General features: G+C 74.0%; 17 protein-coding genes. 9 read left to right on the top strand and 8 right to left on the bottom strand.

What is annotated here, in order from left to right:
* Nucleotides 1–14: 14 nt before the first annotated feature.
* The gene (locus AD017_RS14555; RefSeq protein WP_227012750.1) at nucleotides 15–509 is read right to left on the bottom strand and encodes a DUF1992 domain-containing protein; all 495 of its coding nucleotides are present in this window, start codon (nucleotides 507–509) and stop codon (nucleotides 15–17) included.
* Nucleotides 510–590: 81 nt separating this feature from the next.
* Between AD017_RS14555 and AD017_RS14550 the strand changes: the two genes are divergently transcribed.
* The 4 genes from AD017_RS14550 (at nucleotide 591) to AD017_RS14535 (ending at nucleotide 4,259) form a co-directional block, all read left to right on the top strand.
* Nucleotides 591–1,256, top strand: a complete 666-nt coding sequence (locus AD017_RS14550; RefSeq protein ID WP_010241465.1) for a nuclease-related domain-containing protein — start codon at nucleotides 591–593, stop codon at nucleotides 1,254–1,256.
* Between the two features lie 93 nt (nucleotides 1,257–1,349).
* Nucleotides 1,350–2,294 (top strand): alpha/beta hydrolase, encoded by a 945-nt coding sequence (locus AD017_RS14545; protein WP_060574543.1) that lies wholly within the window; start codon nucleotides 1,350–1,352, stop codon nucleotides 2,292–2,294.
* Between the two features lie 64 nt (nucleotides 2,295–2,358).
* On the top strand, nucleotides 2,359–3,249 hold the full coding sequence (locus tag AD017_RS14540) for an alpha/beta fold hydrolase (RefSeq protein WP_060576401.1): 891 nt from the start codon (nucleotides 2,359–2,361) through the stop codon (nucleotides 3,247–3,249).
* Nucleotides 3,249–4,259 carry a TIGR03617 family F420-dependent LLM class oxidoreductase gene (locus AD017_RS14535; protein ID WP_060574542.1) on the top strand — a complete coding sequence of 337 codons (1,011 nt, stop codon included), beginning with the start codon at nucleotides 3,249–3,251 and terminating at the stop codon, nucleotides 4,257–4,259. The genes AD017_RS14540 and AD017_RS14535 overlap by 1 nt, the downstream gene beginning before the upstream one ends.
* Before the next feature lie 67 nt (nucleotides 4,260–4,326).
* Here AD017_RS14535 and AD017_RS14530 read toward each other — a convergent pair whose 3' ends face one another.
* The 6 genes from AD017_RS14530 to AD017_RS14505 form a co-directional block, all read right to left on the bottom strand.
* Nucleotides 4,327–4,731 (bottom strand): transglycosylase family protein, encoded by a 405-nt coding sequence (locus AD017_RS14530; RefSeq protein ID WP_369821675.1) that lies wholly within the window; start codon nucleotides 4,729–4,731, stop codon nucleotides 4,327–4,329.
* A gap of 404 nt (nucleotides 4,732–5,135) precedes the next feature.
* The gene (locus AD017_RS14525; protein WP_010241473.1) at nucleotides 5,136–5,528 is read right to left on the bottom strand and encodes a hypothetical protein; all 393 of its coding nucleotides are present in this window, start codon (nucleotides 5,526–5,528) and stop codon (nucleotides 5,136–5,138) included.
* A gap of 14 nt (nucleotides 5,529–5,542) precedes the next feature.
* Entirely contained in the window at nucleotides 5,543–6,175 is a 633-nt protein-coding gene (locus AD017_RS14520) for a class I SAM-dependent methyltransferase (RefSeq protein ID WP_010241474.1), read from the bottom strand.
* A 37-nt stretch (nucleotides 6,176–6,212) separates the two neighbouring features.
* The gene (locus AD017_RS14515) at nucleotides 6,213–6,602 is read right to left on the bottom strand and encodes a hypothetical protein (protein ID WP_010241475.1); all 390 of its coding nucleotides are present in this window, start codon (nucleotides 6,600–6,602) and stop codon (nucleotides 6,213–6,215) included.
* A 9-nt stretch (nucleotides 6,603–6,611) separates the two neighbouring features.
* A complete protein-coding gene (locus tag AD017_RS14510; protein WP_060574541.1) occupies nucleotides 6,612–7,022 on the bottom strand; it encodes a DUF1707 domain-containing protein in 411 nt (136 codons plus the stop codon).
* A 60-nt stretch (nucleotides 7,023–7,082) separates the two neighbouring features.
* Nucleotides 7,083–7,610 (bottom strand): PadR family transcriptional regulator, encoded by a 528-nt coding sequence (locus AD017_RS14505; protein ID WP_010241477.1) that lies wholly within the window; start codon nucleotides 7,608–7,610, stop codon nucleotides 7,083–7,085.
* 196 nt (nucleotides 7,611–7,806) lie between these two features.
* Between AD017_RS14505 and AD017_RS14500 the strand changes: the two genes are divergently transcribed.
* Both AD017_RS14500 and AD017_RS14495 read left to right on the top strand, forming a co-directional pair.
* Nucleotides 7,807–8,832: an NAD(P)-dependent alcohol dehydrogenase gene (locus AD017_RS14500; RefSeq protein WP_033200538.1), complete on the top strand. Its 1,026-nt coding sequence runs from the start codon at nucleotides 7,807–7,809 to the stop codon at nucleotides 8,830–8,832.
* A gap of 96 nt (nucleotides 8,833–8,928) precedes the next feature.
* Complete coding sequence (locus AD017_RS14495) at nucleotides 8,929–9,255, top strand: putative quinol monooxygenase (RefSeq protein WP_010241481.1); 327 nt, start codon at nucleotides 8,929–8,931, stop codon at nucleotides 9,253–9,255.
* 69 nt (nucleotides 9,256–9,324) lie between these two features.
* Here AD017_RS14495 and AD017_RS14490 read toward each other — a convergent pair whose 3' ends face one another.
* Entirely contained in the window at nucleotides 9,325–9,831 is a 507-nt protein-coding gene (locus AD017_RS14490) for a hypothetical protein (protein ID WP_145982760.1), read from the bottom strand.
* A 367-nt stretch (nucleotides 9,832–10,198) separates the two neighbouring features.
* Here AD017_RS14490 and AD017_RS14485 point away from each other — a divergent pair, with 367 nt between their 5' ends.
* The 3 genes from AD017_RS14485 (at nucleotide 10,199) to AD017_RS14475 (ending at nucleotide 12,279) form a co-directional block, all read left to right on the top strand.
* Entirely contained in the window at nucleotides 10,199–10,747 is a 549-nt protein-coding gene (locus AD017_RS14485; protein WP_010223891.1) for a L,D-transpeptidase, read from the top strand.
* A 112-nt stretch (nucleotides 10,748–10,859) separates the two neighbouring features.
* A complete protein-coding gene (locus AD017_RS14480; protein WP_060574539.1) occupies nucleotides 10,860–11,696 on the top strand; it encodes a class I SAM-dependent methyltransferase in 837 nt (278 codons plus the stop codon).
* 109 nt (nucleotides 11,697–11,805) lie between these two features.
* Nucleotides 11,806–12,279, top strand: coding sequence for a hypothetical protein (locus AD017_RS14475; RefSeq protein ID WP_060574538.1), 474 nt, complete (start codon nucleotides 11,806–11,808; stop codon nucleotides 12,277–12,279).
* Nucleotides 12,280–12,335 lie beyond the last annotated feature (56 nt).

Genomic DNA, 12,335 nt, shown 5'->3' with positions numbered 1-12,335 from the left:
CTGCACCGCCCCGGTCAGTGGCGCCGCAGCAGGCGGCGCCACCACCCGCGGCCGGGCGGCGGGGCGCCGGCGGCGCGTGCCGGCGACGGTGCCCCGGCCGCCGGTCCGGTACAGCGCGGCGCGCGGCCGGCCCGCCAGCGGGCCACCACCTCGTCGGCGTCGAGCTTCCGGATCGGCACCCGCGGCCCCATCGGGTGTCGCATGAAGTCGACGACCCGGGAGTTGACCTCGTCGACGTGCTCGCGGACCCGGCGTTCGTCGACGAAGCGCACGACCGCCGCGTCGATCCCGTCGAGCTCCTTGCGGAGCTGGACCGACGGCGGGAGCAGCGCGTCGCCGGAGAGTCCCTCGCGCCGCAGGTAGCCGCGGACCCACCAGTTCTCGTCGACCGGGCCGGTGGTCCCGGCGCCCGGCAGCGGGCGGCCCCTGCCGGGCAGGTCGTCGAACTCGCCCCGCTCGGCCGCCTCCCGGACGGCCCGGTCGACCGGCGACTCGAATCGCGGATCCACGGCCACCACCCCCTCGCGACGGTACCGGCGCCACCACCGCGCGGCCCGGTTCCTGTCGGGGGTCGGGTCCACACTCCGCCCATGACGGACACGACAGGCAGGACCGGGACCCACGACACCGTCGACCGTTCCCGCACACTCGACCTCGCCCAGCACTACCCGGGGCGCCGGGCGGGCCACGTGGCCGCCCACGTCCGCAGCGCCGGCCGGCCCGACCGGAACTGGCGCCTCGGTGCCGACGGTGAGGTGCGCACCGCGCACCTGCTGGAGCGGCTGACCGGGCGGACCCGGCGCGACCGGCTGCTGGGCAGGCCACCGCGCTGGCGGGTGCTCCACTCGGTCCCGCTCGACGGCGGCGCGGCCGACCTCGACCACGTCCTGATCGGCCCGCCCGGGATCTGCGTGATCAACACCCGGCACCACCGGCACCGCACGGTCCTCCTCGACGGCGACCGCCTGGTGGTCTCGGGTGTCGCGACGGACGCGATCCCACGGGCCCGTGCGGAGGCCCGGCGGGTCCGGGAGCTGCTGCTCCCGCGGCTGGGGCCCGGTGCCGCCGACGTGCGGGTCCGGCCGGTCGTCGCGGTGGTCGGCACCCCGATGCGGGTCCGGCGCTGGCCCGACGACGTCGTCGTCGCGACCGAGGGGGCGCTCGTGTTCGCGCTGCGCGGGATGGCACCGGCCCTCGGCGCCGCCGAGGTCGACCACATCCACACGGTCGCCCGCCGCCCGGACAGCTGGAGCTGAGCCCCCGGTCCCGGTGCACGGCCGGGCACGACGACGGGGGCTCGGCCATGATCGGACGGGCGACGGACGGGCCGTCGCGGGGGAGGTACACGGGTGGGCACCGACCGGACCGCAGCGACCGACCGGATCGCCCGGGAGCTCCGGCGCCCCGTGCGCCGGGTCCCGCCGCTGCCGCTGCACCTCCCGTGGCTGCTGCGGCTCGGGCAGCGCCTGTCCCGGCGCGGCCGCCCGGTCGCCGTCGACGGCGTCCGCACGACGACCGAGCCGGGCCCGCCACCGGTCCGGATCTACGTGCCCGACCACCGGGCGTCCGGCGGCGCGCTCCTGTGGATCCACGGCGGTGGCCTGGTCCTCGGCTCACCGATGATCGACGAGAAGCGCTGCGGCACGCTCGCGGCCGAGCTCGGCGTGGTCGTGGTCTCGGTCGACTACCGGCTCGCCCCCGGTGACCCGTTCCCCGCCGCGGTGGACGACTGCCACGCCGCCTGGACCCGGCTGCGTGACGACACCGCCCACCTCGGGATCGACCCGGGCCGGATCGTCGTCGGAGGGGCGAGCGCCGGGGCCGGCCTGGCCGCGGCCCTCGCGCAGCGGCTGCACGACGAGCAGGGACCGCAACCGCTCGCGCAGTGGCTCTACTACCCGATGCTCGACGACCGCACCGCCGCCCGCCGGGAGCTCGACCTGCCCCGGCACCGCGTGTGGAGCAACCGCAACAACGAGGTCGGCTGGCGCAGCTACCTCGGGCACGCGCCCGGCACCGTGACCCCGCCGCCGTACGCCGCCCCGGCCCGGCGCGAGGACCTCGCGGGTCTCCCACCGGCCTGGATCGGGGTCGGCGACGTCGACCTGTTCCACGACGAGGACGTCGACTACGCCGACCGGCTCCGCGCCGCGGGCGTGCCGGTGACCCTCGACGTCGTGCCCGGCGCACCGCACGGTTTCGACGGCTGGGGCACCGGCACCACGATCGCCGACGGGTTCAGCGCCCGCGCGGTCGACTGGCTGCGCAGCACGTTCGAACCCGGTGAGCATTGACCGTCCGTCACGCCGTGACGGACGATCCGGCGAGATCGATCCGACGCACGAGGCGGTGCGCTACATGAGCGGGACCGAGACCTTCACCTTCTCCGGCCGGGACGGCACCGCCGTCACCGCCTACCGGTGGCTCCCCCACGACCGGGAGGAGGTGCGGGGGATCGTCCAGCTGACGCACGGGATGGGCGAGCACGCGCTGCGCTACGTCGCGCTCGCCGCGGCGCTCACCGGTCGCGGCTTCGCCGTGTACGCCCAGGACCACCGCGGTCACGGCGCCACCGCGGGCGGGCCGGAGGGCTACGGCGTGCTCGGTGACGACGGCTGGGACCAGCTCGTCGCCGACATCGGCGTGCTGTCCGCGCAGGCCCGCGAGGAGCAGCCCGGGGTGCCGCTGGTGCTGCTGGGGCACAGCATGGGTTCGTTCGCGGTGCAGCAGTACCTGGTCGCCGACGCGCCACCGCCGGACGCCGTGGTGCTGTCCGGCACCGCCGTGCTGGACCTGATGGAGCAGGGGCTCGACCTCTCGGTCCCGATGGACCTGTCGTCGTTCAACGCGCCGTTCGAGCAGCGCACCGGCTACGAGTGGCTGTCCCGCGACACCGCCCAGGTGGACGCCTACGTCGGCGACGCGCGCTGTGGCTTCGGCATCGACCTGCCCGGCACCCGCGCGATGTTCGAGCGCGCGCGGCCGCTCGCCGACGCCGGAACGCTCCGGCGGATCCCGGGCGGGCTGCCGGTGCACGTCGTCGTCGGCGACGAGGACCCGGTGAACGGGGGCCTCGCGCTGGTCCGCCCGCTCACCGAGCGCTACGCCGCGGCCGGGATGCACGACGTGACGCTGCGGATCTGGCCGGGCGCCCGGCACGAGGTGTTCAACGAGACGAACCGCGACGAGATCGTCGCCGAGCTGCTGACCTGGCTCGACCGCGTCGTCCCCGACACGAGGAGCCACTAGTGCGCGTGGACACCACCGGCGGGTTCTCCGCCGGTCCGCTCGAGACCGAGACGACCGCCGTCGAGGCGGAGAAGGAGGGCTACGACACCCTCTCGGTGCCGGAGACCTCGCACGACGCGTTCGTCGCGCTCGGCCTCGCCGCGCGGGCGACCAGCCGGATCCGGTTGCAGTCGGCGATCGCGGTCGCGTTCGCCCGCAACCCGATGACGCTCGCGTACCAGGCCAACGACGTGCAGCTGGTCTCCGGCGGGCGGTTCGACCTCGGCCTCGGCTCGCAGGTGCGTCCGCACATCGAGCGCCGGTTCGGGATGCCGTGGAGCAGGCCCGCGGCCCGGATGGAGGACTTCGTCCGTGCCCTGCGGACGATCTGGGACGCGTGGGCGACCGGCGACCGGCTCCGCTACGAGGGCGAGTTCTACTCGCACACCCTGATGACGGAGTTCTTCTCCCCGGGCCCGAACCCGCACGGCCCGCCGCCGGTGATGCTCGCGGCGGTCGGGGAACGGATGACGGAGGTGGCCGGCCGGGTCACCGACGGGCTGCTCGCGCACTCGCTGACCTCGCCGTCGTACCTGGCGGAGGTGACGCTGCCCGCGCTGCGCCGCGGCCGCGGGACCGACGACCTGACGGGGTTCGACGTCTGCCTGCCGGTGTTCGTGGTGCTCGGCGCGGACGCCGACGCCCGGGCCGCCGCGGAGGCGGGGGTGCGCCGGCAGATCGCGTTCTACGCGTCGACGCCGCCGTACCGTCCGGTGCTGGAGCACCACGGTCGCGGCGAGCTGGCCGACCGGCTCAACAGGCTCTCCCGGCAGCAGGCCTGGGACGAGATGGCCGGGCTGGTCGACGACGACGTGCTGGACCTGTTCGCGGTCTCCGGCCCACCGGACGCGGTCGCCGCGGGTGTGGTCTCCGGCTACGGGGACCTGGTGGACCGGATCTCGCTGAACACGCCGTACGACGCCGATCCCGCGCTGGTCCTCGACGTCGTCACCCGGCTGCGCGCGGCCTGACCACACGGTCCTGCCGCACGACGACGGGCGGCGACCGTGGAGGTCACCGCCCGTCGCAGCAGGGGTCTTACGCCAGGCCCAGCTTCTTGGAGCAGGCCGGCCAGGCACCCCAGCCCTGGCCGTCGAGCACCTTCTCCACGACGCGGATCTGCTCGGACTTGCTGGCGTTCTGCGGCTTGCCCTTGCCGCCGTAGGCCTTCCAGGTCGACGGCGTGAACTGCAGGCCGCCGGAGAAGCCGTCGCCGGTGTTGGTGGTCCAGTCGCCACCGGACTCGCACTTGGCGAGCTTGTCCCACGTGGAAGTGGAGACGGACTGGGTCGGGGCGGTCGCGGCGGCCGGGGTGACCGCGGCGGTGGTCTCGGGGGCGGCGTTCGCGGTCCCGGCCAGGGCGAGCGGAGCCCCGAACGCCAGGATGCCGGCCGTCAGAGTTCCGACAAAACGCCCAACGATGGACATGCGCGTGCTGCTCATCTGATTCACCTGGTTCCGGACCCACGACTTTCCGGGCGGGCCGGCCGCGCGGGGAGCGCCGTCCGGTTTCACGCGAGAGATCGCTCGCGGCCCGCGGCCCCGTCCCGCCCGAAGCAGGTCGACTACCCGGAAACCGTGGGACGGGGCCGTCCTGGCGTGGCGGTTCCGGCGTTGTGGTGTTCGCTCCGACCTCGGGACGGCCGAGAGCGACATCGAAGGTCGCCGAAAGTGCGAGATCGGGTCAAGCCGGGCCCTCGTGACCTATCACACGGAAATAACGGAAGTTGCCATATCCGCTGGTCACGACCACATCTCAATGGTTACGAACGATCAACGCAGACCGCTGTTGCTTTCGATACGGAGATGTTCCGGCGGTTCCGGTGCCGTGGCTTACACCACGGTGACTAGGTGCGGGTGGGGGTCCCGTCGACCTTTCGGAGCGTGAAGACGGCGATCCGCACGACCATCGCGTCCAGCAGCAGCGCGCCGAACGCCCACGGGTCCAGCCACGCGGTCCAGGTCTGCCCCTGGGCGAGCACGACCAACCCCGGCACGAGGAACAGCGCGACCCCGAGCCCACCGGCGACGGCGGACGCCAGCAGTGCCGGTCCGTCCGCCCGCCGGATCACCAGCACCAGTGCCGCGATCGCGGCGATCGCCACCACGCCGTCGAGCACGGCGATCAGGGGCGCGGCGGAGCCCACCACGGCCACCAGCCGCGCGTGCACCAGGACGGCCAGCGCGAGCAGCGCGATCAGGATCCGGCGCCCGACGACGGGGCCGCGGTCGGAACTCATACCGGACAGTGTGGCTACCGCACCCGCAGCACCAGCAGCCGGCAGTCCACCTGCTGGCCGGAGCGGTACGGGGCGATCTCGATCGAGACCGCCTCGAAGACGTCGGCGGCGGCCAGCCGGTCCACCTCGGCCCGGTAGCCACCGTCCTCCCAGACGTCGTCGAGCACGGTGGCGACCAGGTACCCGCCGGGCCGCACGACCCGGGTGAACTCGCCGATGGCGGACGGGCCCACGTGGGCGTGGGTGAGGGTCCCCACGCAGACGACGACGTCGTACCGGTCGTCGGGCAGCTCCAGCGCGGCGGTGAGATCGGCCTCACGCAGGTCGCGGTAGGCGCCGGTCGCGCGGGCCCGCTCCAGCATCCCGGGCGAGAGGTCGAGCCCGTCGACGGTGCCGACCCCGCGCTCGCGCAGCGCGACACCGACCAGGCCGGTGCCGCAGCCGGCGTCCAGCATCTCGCCGCCGGTGCCCGCGGCGGCGACCACCGCGTCGGCGGTGACCGAGGGGGCGACGTAGCCCTGGGCGTCGCCGGTGAGGTCGGCGTCGTAGGTGGCGGCCCAGTCGTCGTAGAGGGCGCGCGCGTCGTCCGGGCCGGTCAGTGTGTAGGCGCGTTCCAGATGGGGGTCGCCCCCGGTGCTCGTGGCCATCCACCGATCATCGTCGATGGGCGGCGTCGCTGTCAGGTCACCGGCGCGGCCGGTCGGCGGCGAGGATCGACAACGCGCACAGCGCACCCCAGCCCGCGGCGACCATCGTCGCCTTCTCCCGGGCGTCGCGGTCGGGCAGCTGCGAACCGAGAACCGCGAGGTCGGCGACGTCCGCGCCGACCCGGACCGCGACGGCCGTCTTCAGCGGGGTTCCGGCCGGGGCGAACAGCATCGCGAGCCCGGACGCCAGGTCGCGGCCGCCGATCGCCATCGTGAGGGCCCGCTGCCCGGCGTCGGGCTGCTCGCCGTCGCCGAGCAGCTTCGTCGGGCGCAGGAACAGCTCCGGCTTGGCGGTGATCGCCACGCTGTAGGCGGCGGTGGCCGCGCCGAGCAGGCGCGGGATCCAGGTCAGGTCGCGTCGGGCCATGGACCCGGTCTACCCGGTCCGGCCGTGCCGCACCCCTCCGCACGGGAACACCCGGGCACCGGTCAGCGTGCCGAGCGCCAGGAGCGCGCCCCACGGGCCGATCACCCAGACCGGCCAGAAGTACCCACCACCACCCGCGACGGCGACGGCCGTCCAGATCAGGAGGCAGACCACCGCCGTCACCGCCCACGGCCCCCAGGTCGCGGCGAGCACCGTCCGGCGGACGCGCGCCGCCCGCTCCGGGTCGGGCAGGTGCGGCAGGTCCGCCCGCACCGCGTCGAGCTCCGAGCGGGTCCGCGCGGCGGCCATCCGCTCGCTGCGCTCGGTGAACTCGGCCAGGTCGAGCCTGCCCGCTCCGACGTGCCTGCCGAGCTGGGCGATGGCGCGCTCCCGCTCGTCGTCCCCGATCCGGATCTCCACCACGACTCCGCCTCCCGTTTGGATAGCAGAACTATCCGCTATCCGACGTCGGAGCACACGTCAGAGTTCGTCCAGGAACCTCAGCGCGGCCTCCGCCGAGACCCGCCGCCACGCGACGAGCGCGCGGTCGAAGTCGTCGGCACCCGCCTGCTCCTCCCGCAGCGCGACGACGATCGGCTCCAGCGCCTCCCGCTGGGCGGCGACGAGCGGGGCCGGGTCGGCGCCGCGCCGGTGCCGGATCGCGAGCTTGAGCAGGAACTCCGACCGCAGGTCCCGCACGTGCGGGACCGGGGAGAGCAGCCAGGCGTCGACGAGCCCGCGCCCCTCGGCGGTCGAGGCGTAGAGCGTGCGGGGCGGCCCGCCACCGGTCTCGACGGCCTCGGCGGTGATCAGCCCGGCATCGACCAGGCGTCCGATCGCGCGGTAGACGACCGGGCGGGGGATCTGCCAGACCCGGCCCAGCTCGCCGTCGGACGCGGTGAGCGCGGCGACCGCGAACCCGTGGACGGGCCGCTCGGCGGCCACGGCGAGGACCGTCCACTCCGGAAGCCCGAGCCGGTGTCGGCCCTGGTCCGCGGCGTGTCGCATGGGGTCAGCCTAGGACCCCGCGGGAGCGCCGGGTGACCTGTGCCGCAGAACGATTGCGCACAACCATTCCCGGGTAGCCATGTGACGATGCGGCCCCTCGCGAGCCGCCACCGACATCACCGCGGCGATGACGCCCGGTCGTACGCCAGCACCCGATCCCCGTGTGGAGGAAACCGTGCCCACCACCGTGCCCGCCATGACGACCGCAGGCCCGAACGAGCCCTTCGAGCGCGGCACCGTCGAGCGCCGCGACCCGAAGCCGCACGACGTCGTCATCGACATCGCCTACGCCGGCATCTGCCACTCCGACATCCACCAGGCCCGCGACGAGTGGGGCGAGGGCATCTACCCGATGGTCCCGGGTCACGAGATCGCCGGAACCGTCTCCGCGGTCGGCAGCGACGTCTCCCGCTACTCGGTCGGCGACCGGGTCGGCGTCGGCTGTTTCGTCGACTCCTGCCGTGAGTGCGAGAACTGCCTGGCGGGCGAGGAGCAGTACTGCCTCAAGGGCGAGGTGCAGACCTACAACTCGCAGCACTACGACGGCGAGCTCACCTACGGCGGCTACTCGACGCAGATCGTCGTCGACGAGAACTACGTGCTCGGCATCCCCGAGGGCGTCTCGCTCGACGTCGCCGCACCGCTGCTCTGCGCCGGCATCACGCTCTACTCGCCCCTCAACCACTGGAACGCCGGCCCCGGGAAGAAGGTCGCCGTCGTCGGGATGGGCGGCCTCGGCCACATGGGCGTCAAGATCGCCAAGGCGATGGGCGCCGAGGTGACCGTCCTCAGCCGGTCACTGTCGAAGGAGGAGGACGGCAAGCGCTTCGGTGCGGACGCCTACTTCGCCACCGAGGACGAGGCGACCTTCGAGACGCTGGCCGGCACGTTCGACCTGATCGTCAACACCGTCGCGGCACAGATCCCGGTCGACGCCTACCTGGGCCTGCTCAAGCTCGACGGCTCGATGGTCAACGTCGGCGTCCCGGAGGGGAAGCTCGAGTACCACGGCTTCTCGCTGGTCGCGGGCCGCAAGAGCCTGTCCGGCTCGAAGATCGGCGGTATCCGCGAGACCCAGGAGATGCTGGACTTCTGCGCGGAGCACGGCCTCGGCGCCGAGATCGAGACGATCTCCTGCGACGACGTGGACGACGCCTGGGAGCGGGTCGTGAAGGGCGACGTCCGGTACCGCTTCGTGATCGACACGAAGACCTTCTCCTGATCAAGGGCCGGGCGTCCACGATTGAGACGCCCGCCCGCGGCCGGTCCGTGGAAGGATTCCGGCGACGTTCCCGACGACCGTGAGCCGGAGGCCACAATGATCCTCATCGTCCTCAAGGCGCAGATCCGGCCGGACAAGCGCGCCGAATGGCTGTCCGGGATCTCCGAGTACAAGAAGAACGTGAACTCGGAGCCGGGCAACATCTCCTTCGACTACCACGAGAACTTCGAGAAGGAGAACGAGTTCGTCATCGTGGAGGTCTTCCGCGACAGCAAGGCGGGGGACGAGCACGTCAAGACCGACCACGCGCAGAAGTTCTTCGACTTCATGGGGACCGTCGTCCCCGAGAAGCCGCTGATCAACTTCCAGAGCGAGGACGGCAAGGACGCGTGGGTCGAGATGGGTGAGGTCACCCCGCACTAGACCCGGCCGCACGCACACGACGACGCCGGTCGTCCCCACCGCGGGACGGCCGGCGTCGTCGTGTGCGGGTCAGGTGCCCGAGGTGGCCCCGGAGTCCGTCGCCGCGCCCGCGCCACCGGTGCCGGAGCCGCCGGTGCCCGAACCGCCCGTGCCCGAACCGCCCGTGCCGGAGTCCGCGCCCGAGCCCGTGCCGGAGCCCCGGGAGCCCGAGCCGCCGTCCTGCGGGGCGGACGTCCCGGGCGGGCCGCCGGCCGCGCCACCCGGCCCACCGCCCGGGCCGCCGGGTCCGCCGAACAGCGACCCGGCCAGTGCGCCGAGCGCCACGCCGGCCACCAGCGCGATGCCCGCGATCAGCGCCGTGATCCGGACGCCGACGGTGCGCCGCGCCCGGCCGGCCCTCCCCGACCCGGCCGCGGCCGGGGCCGTGCCGCCGTCCTGCGGTGCGCCGGGGCCGGACTCCGCCGCCTCCCCCGGCCCGGGCTGCCCACCGGCGGGCGCGGACCGGTCCGGCCGCTGCAGGACGGCGGTCTCCTCCGTGGCCGGCGTGGCCTGGTCGTCGCGGGTGGTCGGGCTCATCGTGTCCTCCGTGGATCCGGGCCGGGTGTCCCGGCCGCTCGTGATCCAGGTTCCGGGCACATCCCGCGGATCCGGTGTGCACCGGCTGTGCGCCGGGTGTGCATCCCGGGCTGCTCCGGACGGCGGGCACCGGACGGGACCGGACGGGACCGAACAGGACCGGACAGGACCGGCCCACCGGGCGATCCGGATGATCGGGACGGGAGCGCACCGCCGCCGGGACGCCGTCCGCGGACCGGCAGACTGGGCACGCACGCCGATCTTTACGTCACGCAACCCCGGGGCGGCCCACGCGTCTCCTCCTGTGACGGATCGACCACGCGGCGTCGCCACCCCCGGGCGACGCGGACGAACAGGAGCACCATCCATGGACACCGACCGGCAGCGACCGCGCCGTCTCGCCGCGCTGGCGCTCGGCGTCGCCACCGTCGCCGGCGTCGCACTGGCGGGCAGCGCCGCAGCGGGCTCCCCGGCCGCCGACGACGCCCGCGCGCAGCCCCTCGTCCCCGGGACCCCGTGCTCCGTCGCGGCGAAGGCCTGCGTGGACCTCGAGTCCCAGAAGTCGTGGCTGATCCAGGACGGCAAGGTGATCCGCGGGCCGATCGGCATCTCCTCCGGCGGGAACGGGCAGGAGACCCCGGTGGGGCACTCGCTGCGCGTCTACCGCAAGGAGGCCGAGCACAAGAGCCAGGAGTCCCGCACGGCCGACGGGCGCCCGGCGCCGATGCCGTGGTCGGTCTTCTTCAACGACGGCGGCATCGCCTTCCACAGCGGCGACCCCGACCGCTCCTCGGCCGGCTGCATCCACCTCCCGGACGCCGACGCGAAGGCGTACTTCGACTACCTGCAGATCGGCGACCAGGTGCAGGTCGTGAAGGCCTCGGAGGAGACGGCGGCCCGCAAGGGCACGCCCTGACCGCGGTCACCCGATCACCGCATCGGGGGTTGCTCCGGCGAGTGGAGTAACGAACGGACCGGTCACCGGCGACACACCGGGCGTCACCGCTCCCCAGACCCCGGAGTGCCCGATGGCAGACAGCCAGTCCACCCGCCCGTCGCCGGTCGATCTCGCCCGCCGCGTCGTCCGCATGACGCTCAGCGGGTGCGCCCGCGCCGCCGCCGCGCCGGTGCGCCGGATCGCCCGGGCCGGCCGCCCGGAGACCGACCCCCGCTGGGCGGACCTGACCTGGATCTGGCAGCCCGGCTGGGGCCGGCGCACGCACGACCGGCTCTACAGCCGTCCCGACCCGTACGCGATCGGCGTCAACCCGTACGAGCAGCAGAAGTACGGCACGGTGATGGACACCCTGAGCGGGCGCCGGTTCGAGCGGGTGCTCGAGGTCGGCTGCGGCGAGGGCGACCTGTCGGTGCGGCTCGCCTCGCACGCCGACGCGCTGCTCGGCGTGGACATCTGCGACGCCGCCGTCGAACGCGCCGCCGTCCGGGTGCCCTCCGCCGAGTTCGCCCGGCGGACGATGCCGCGGGAGATGCCCGAGGGCACCTTCGATCTCATCGTCTGCACCGACGTCCTCTACTACTGGGAGCCGGTGACCCTGCGGGTCGGCACGACCGCGCTGCTCGACCGGCTGCGTCCGGGCGGCACGCTGCTGGCGTACCACTACCGCGGCGACTTCGGGCAGGCCGGCACCGCCGACCGGGTGCACGACGCCCTGCGGACGGCGGCCCTGCAGCGCGGCTTCGACGTGCCGGTGCACGAGCACCGTTCCGGCGTCGGCCCCGGCGGAGCCGGCGTGCGGTTCGACGTGATCACCGCGCCGGTCCCGGTGGCGGACGACGCCCTGCGGAACGTGCCCGCCCCGCGCCGCGCCGAGACCGACGCCCCGACCGGCACGCCACTTTCCTGAGCATCGGGTTACCCCGTCCGCCGGAGCGTGCACTCCGCCGGGCGGGGGTTCTCGTCAGGGCGACGCGGACCTGTCCGGAGCAGCCCGTCCCCCGTTAGCGTCAGCGGGCATGACGGTCAACGCCGACGGTCCCGCCGACATGTCGGACGCGCAACGGGTGGTGACGATCCCCGAGCTCAGCGCGCCGAGCTACCTGCAGGCCGTGCTGTCGGTCGCCTACCGGGACGAGCGCAACAGCGTGCCGCTGACGGTCGCCACCTCGGCCGGCCTCGTCTTCGGCAACGCCGTGCACCCCGCCAGCTGGCTGCGACGGCTCGGCGAGCAGTTGCGGCACCTCACCCAGGGCCACGCGCGCAACGAGTCCGCCGAGGCGATGGTGCAGATGTTCCTCGACATGGCCGAGGGCCGGGACGGCGACCGGCCCGGCGCCCCCATCCCGGTCAAGGACATCCGGTGGATCTACTTCACCGACGCGCTGATCGTGCCGACGTCGGCGGCCGCACCGAACTACACCGAGCCCGCCTGCTGGCAGATCGCGATGCGCGACGTCACCGGCTGGACCATCGGCCTCCCCCCGGAGTAGAAGGTGTGACGACCGTCACGCAGCTTTCCGCGTGAGGATCCCGCCCCCCGGTGCCT

Source organism: Pseudonocardia sp. EC080619-01, from assembly GCF_001420995.1.
In the GTDB taxonomy this organism is placed as follows: domain Bacteria; phylum Actinomycetota; class Actinomycetes; order Mycobacteriales; family Pseudonocardiaceae; genus Pseudonocardia.
Note: the sequence above shows the minus strand (reverse complement) of the source record. Positions and strands in the feature narration are given on the sequence as shown.

Excerpts from the sequence above, each read along its gene's own strand:
- AD017_RS14520 (WP_010241474.1), bottom strand. The coding sequence starts at position 6,175 with ATGGCCACGAGCACCGGGGGCGACCCCCATCTGGAACGCGCCTACACA.
- AD017_RS14505 (WP_010241477.1), bottom strand. The coding sequence starts at position 7,610 with ATGCGACACGCCGCGGACCAGGGCCGACACCGGCTCGGGCTTCCGGAG.
- AD017_RS14495 (WP_010241481.1), top strand. The coding sequence starts at position 8,929 with ATGATCCTCATCGTCCTCAAGGCGCAGATCCGGCCGGACAAGCGCGCC.
- AD017_RS14490 (WP_145982760.1), bottom strand. The coding sequence starts at position 9,831 with ATGAGCCCGACCACCCGCGACGACCAGGCCACGCCGGCCACGGAGGAG.
- AD017_RS14475 (WP_060574538.1), top strand. The coding sequence starts at position 11,806 with ATGACGGTCAACGCCGACGGTCCCGCCGACATGTCGGACGCGCAACGG.
- AD017_RS14530 (WP_369821675.1), bottom strand. The coding sequence starts at position 4,731 with ATGAGCAGCACGCGCATGTCCATCGTTGGGCGTTTTGTCGGAACTCTG.
- AD017_RS14500 (WP_033200538.1), top strand. The coding sequence starts at position 7,807 with ATGACGACCGCAGGCCCGAACGAGCCCTTCGAGCGCGGCACCGTCGAG.
- AD017_RS14540 (WP_060576401.1), top strand. The coding sequence starts at position 2,359 with ATGAGCGGGACCGAGACCTTCACCTTCTCCGGCCGGGACGGCACCGCC.
- AD017_RS14485 (WP_010223891.1), top strand. The coding sequence starts at position 10,199 with ATGGACACCGACCGGCAGCGACCGCGCCGTCTCGCCGCGCTGGCGCTC.
- AD017_RS14515 (WP_010241475.1), bottom strand. The coding sequence starts at position 6,602 with ATGGCCCGACGCGACCTGACCTGGATCCCGCGCCTGCTCGGCGCGGCC.
- AD017_RS14525 (WP_010241473.1), bottom strand. The coding sequence starts at position 5,528 with ATGAGTTCCGACCGCGGCCCCGTCGTCGGGCGCCGGATCCTGATCGCG.
- AD017_RS14480 (WP_060574539.1), top strand. The coding sequence starts at position 10,860 with ATGGCAGACAGCCAGTCCACCCGCCCGTCGCCGGTCGATCTCGCCCGC.
- AD017_RS14550 (WP_010241465.1), top strand. The coding sequence starts at position 591 with ATGACGGACACGACAGGCAGGACCGGGACCCACGACACCGTCGACCGT.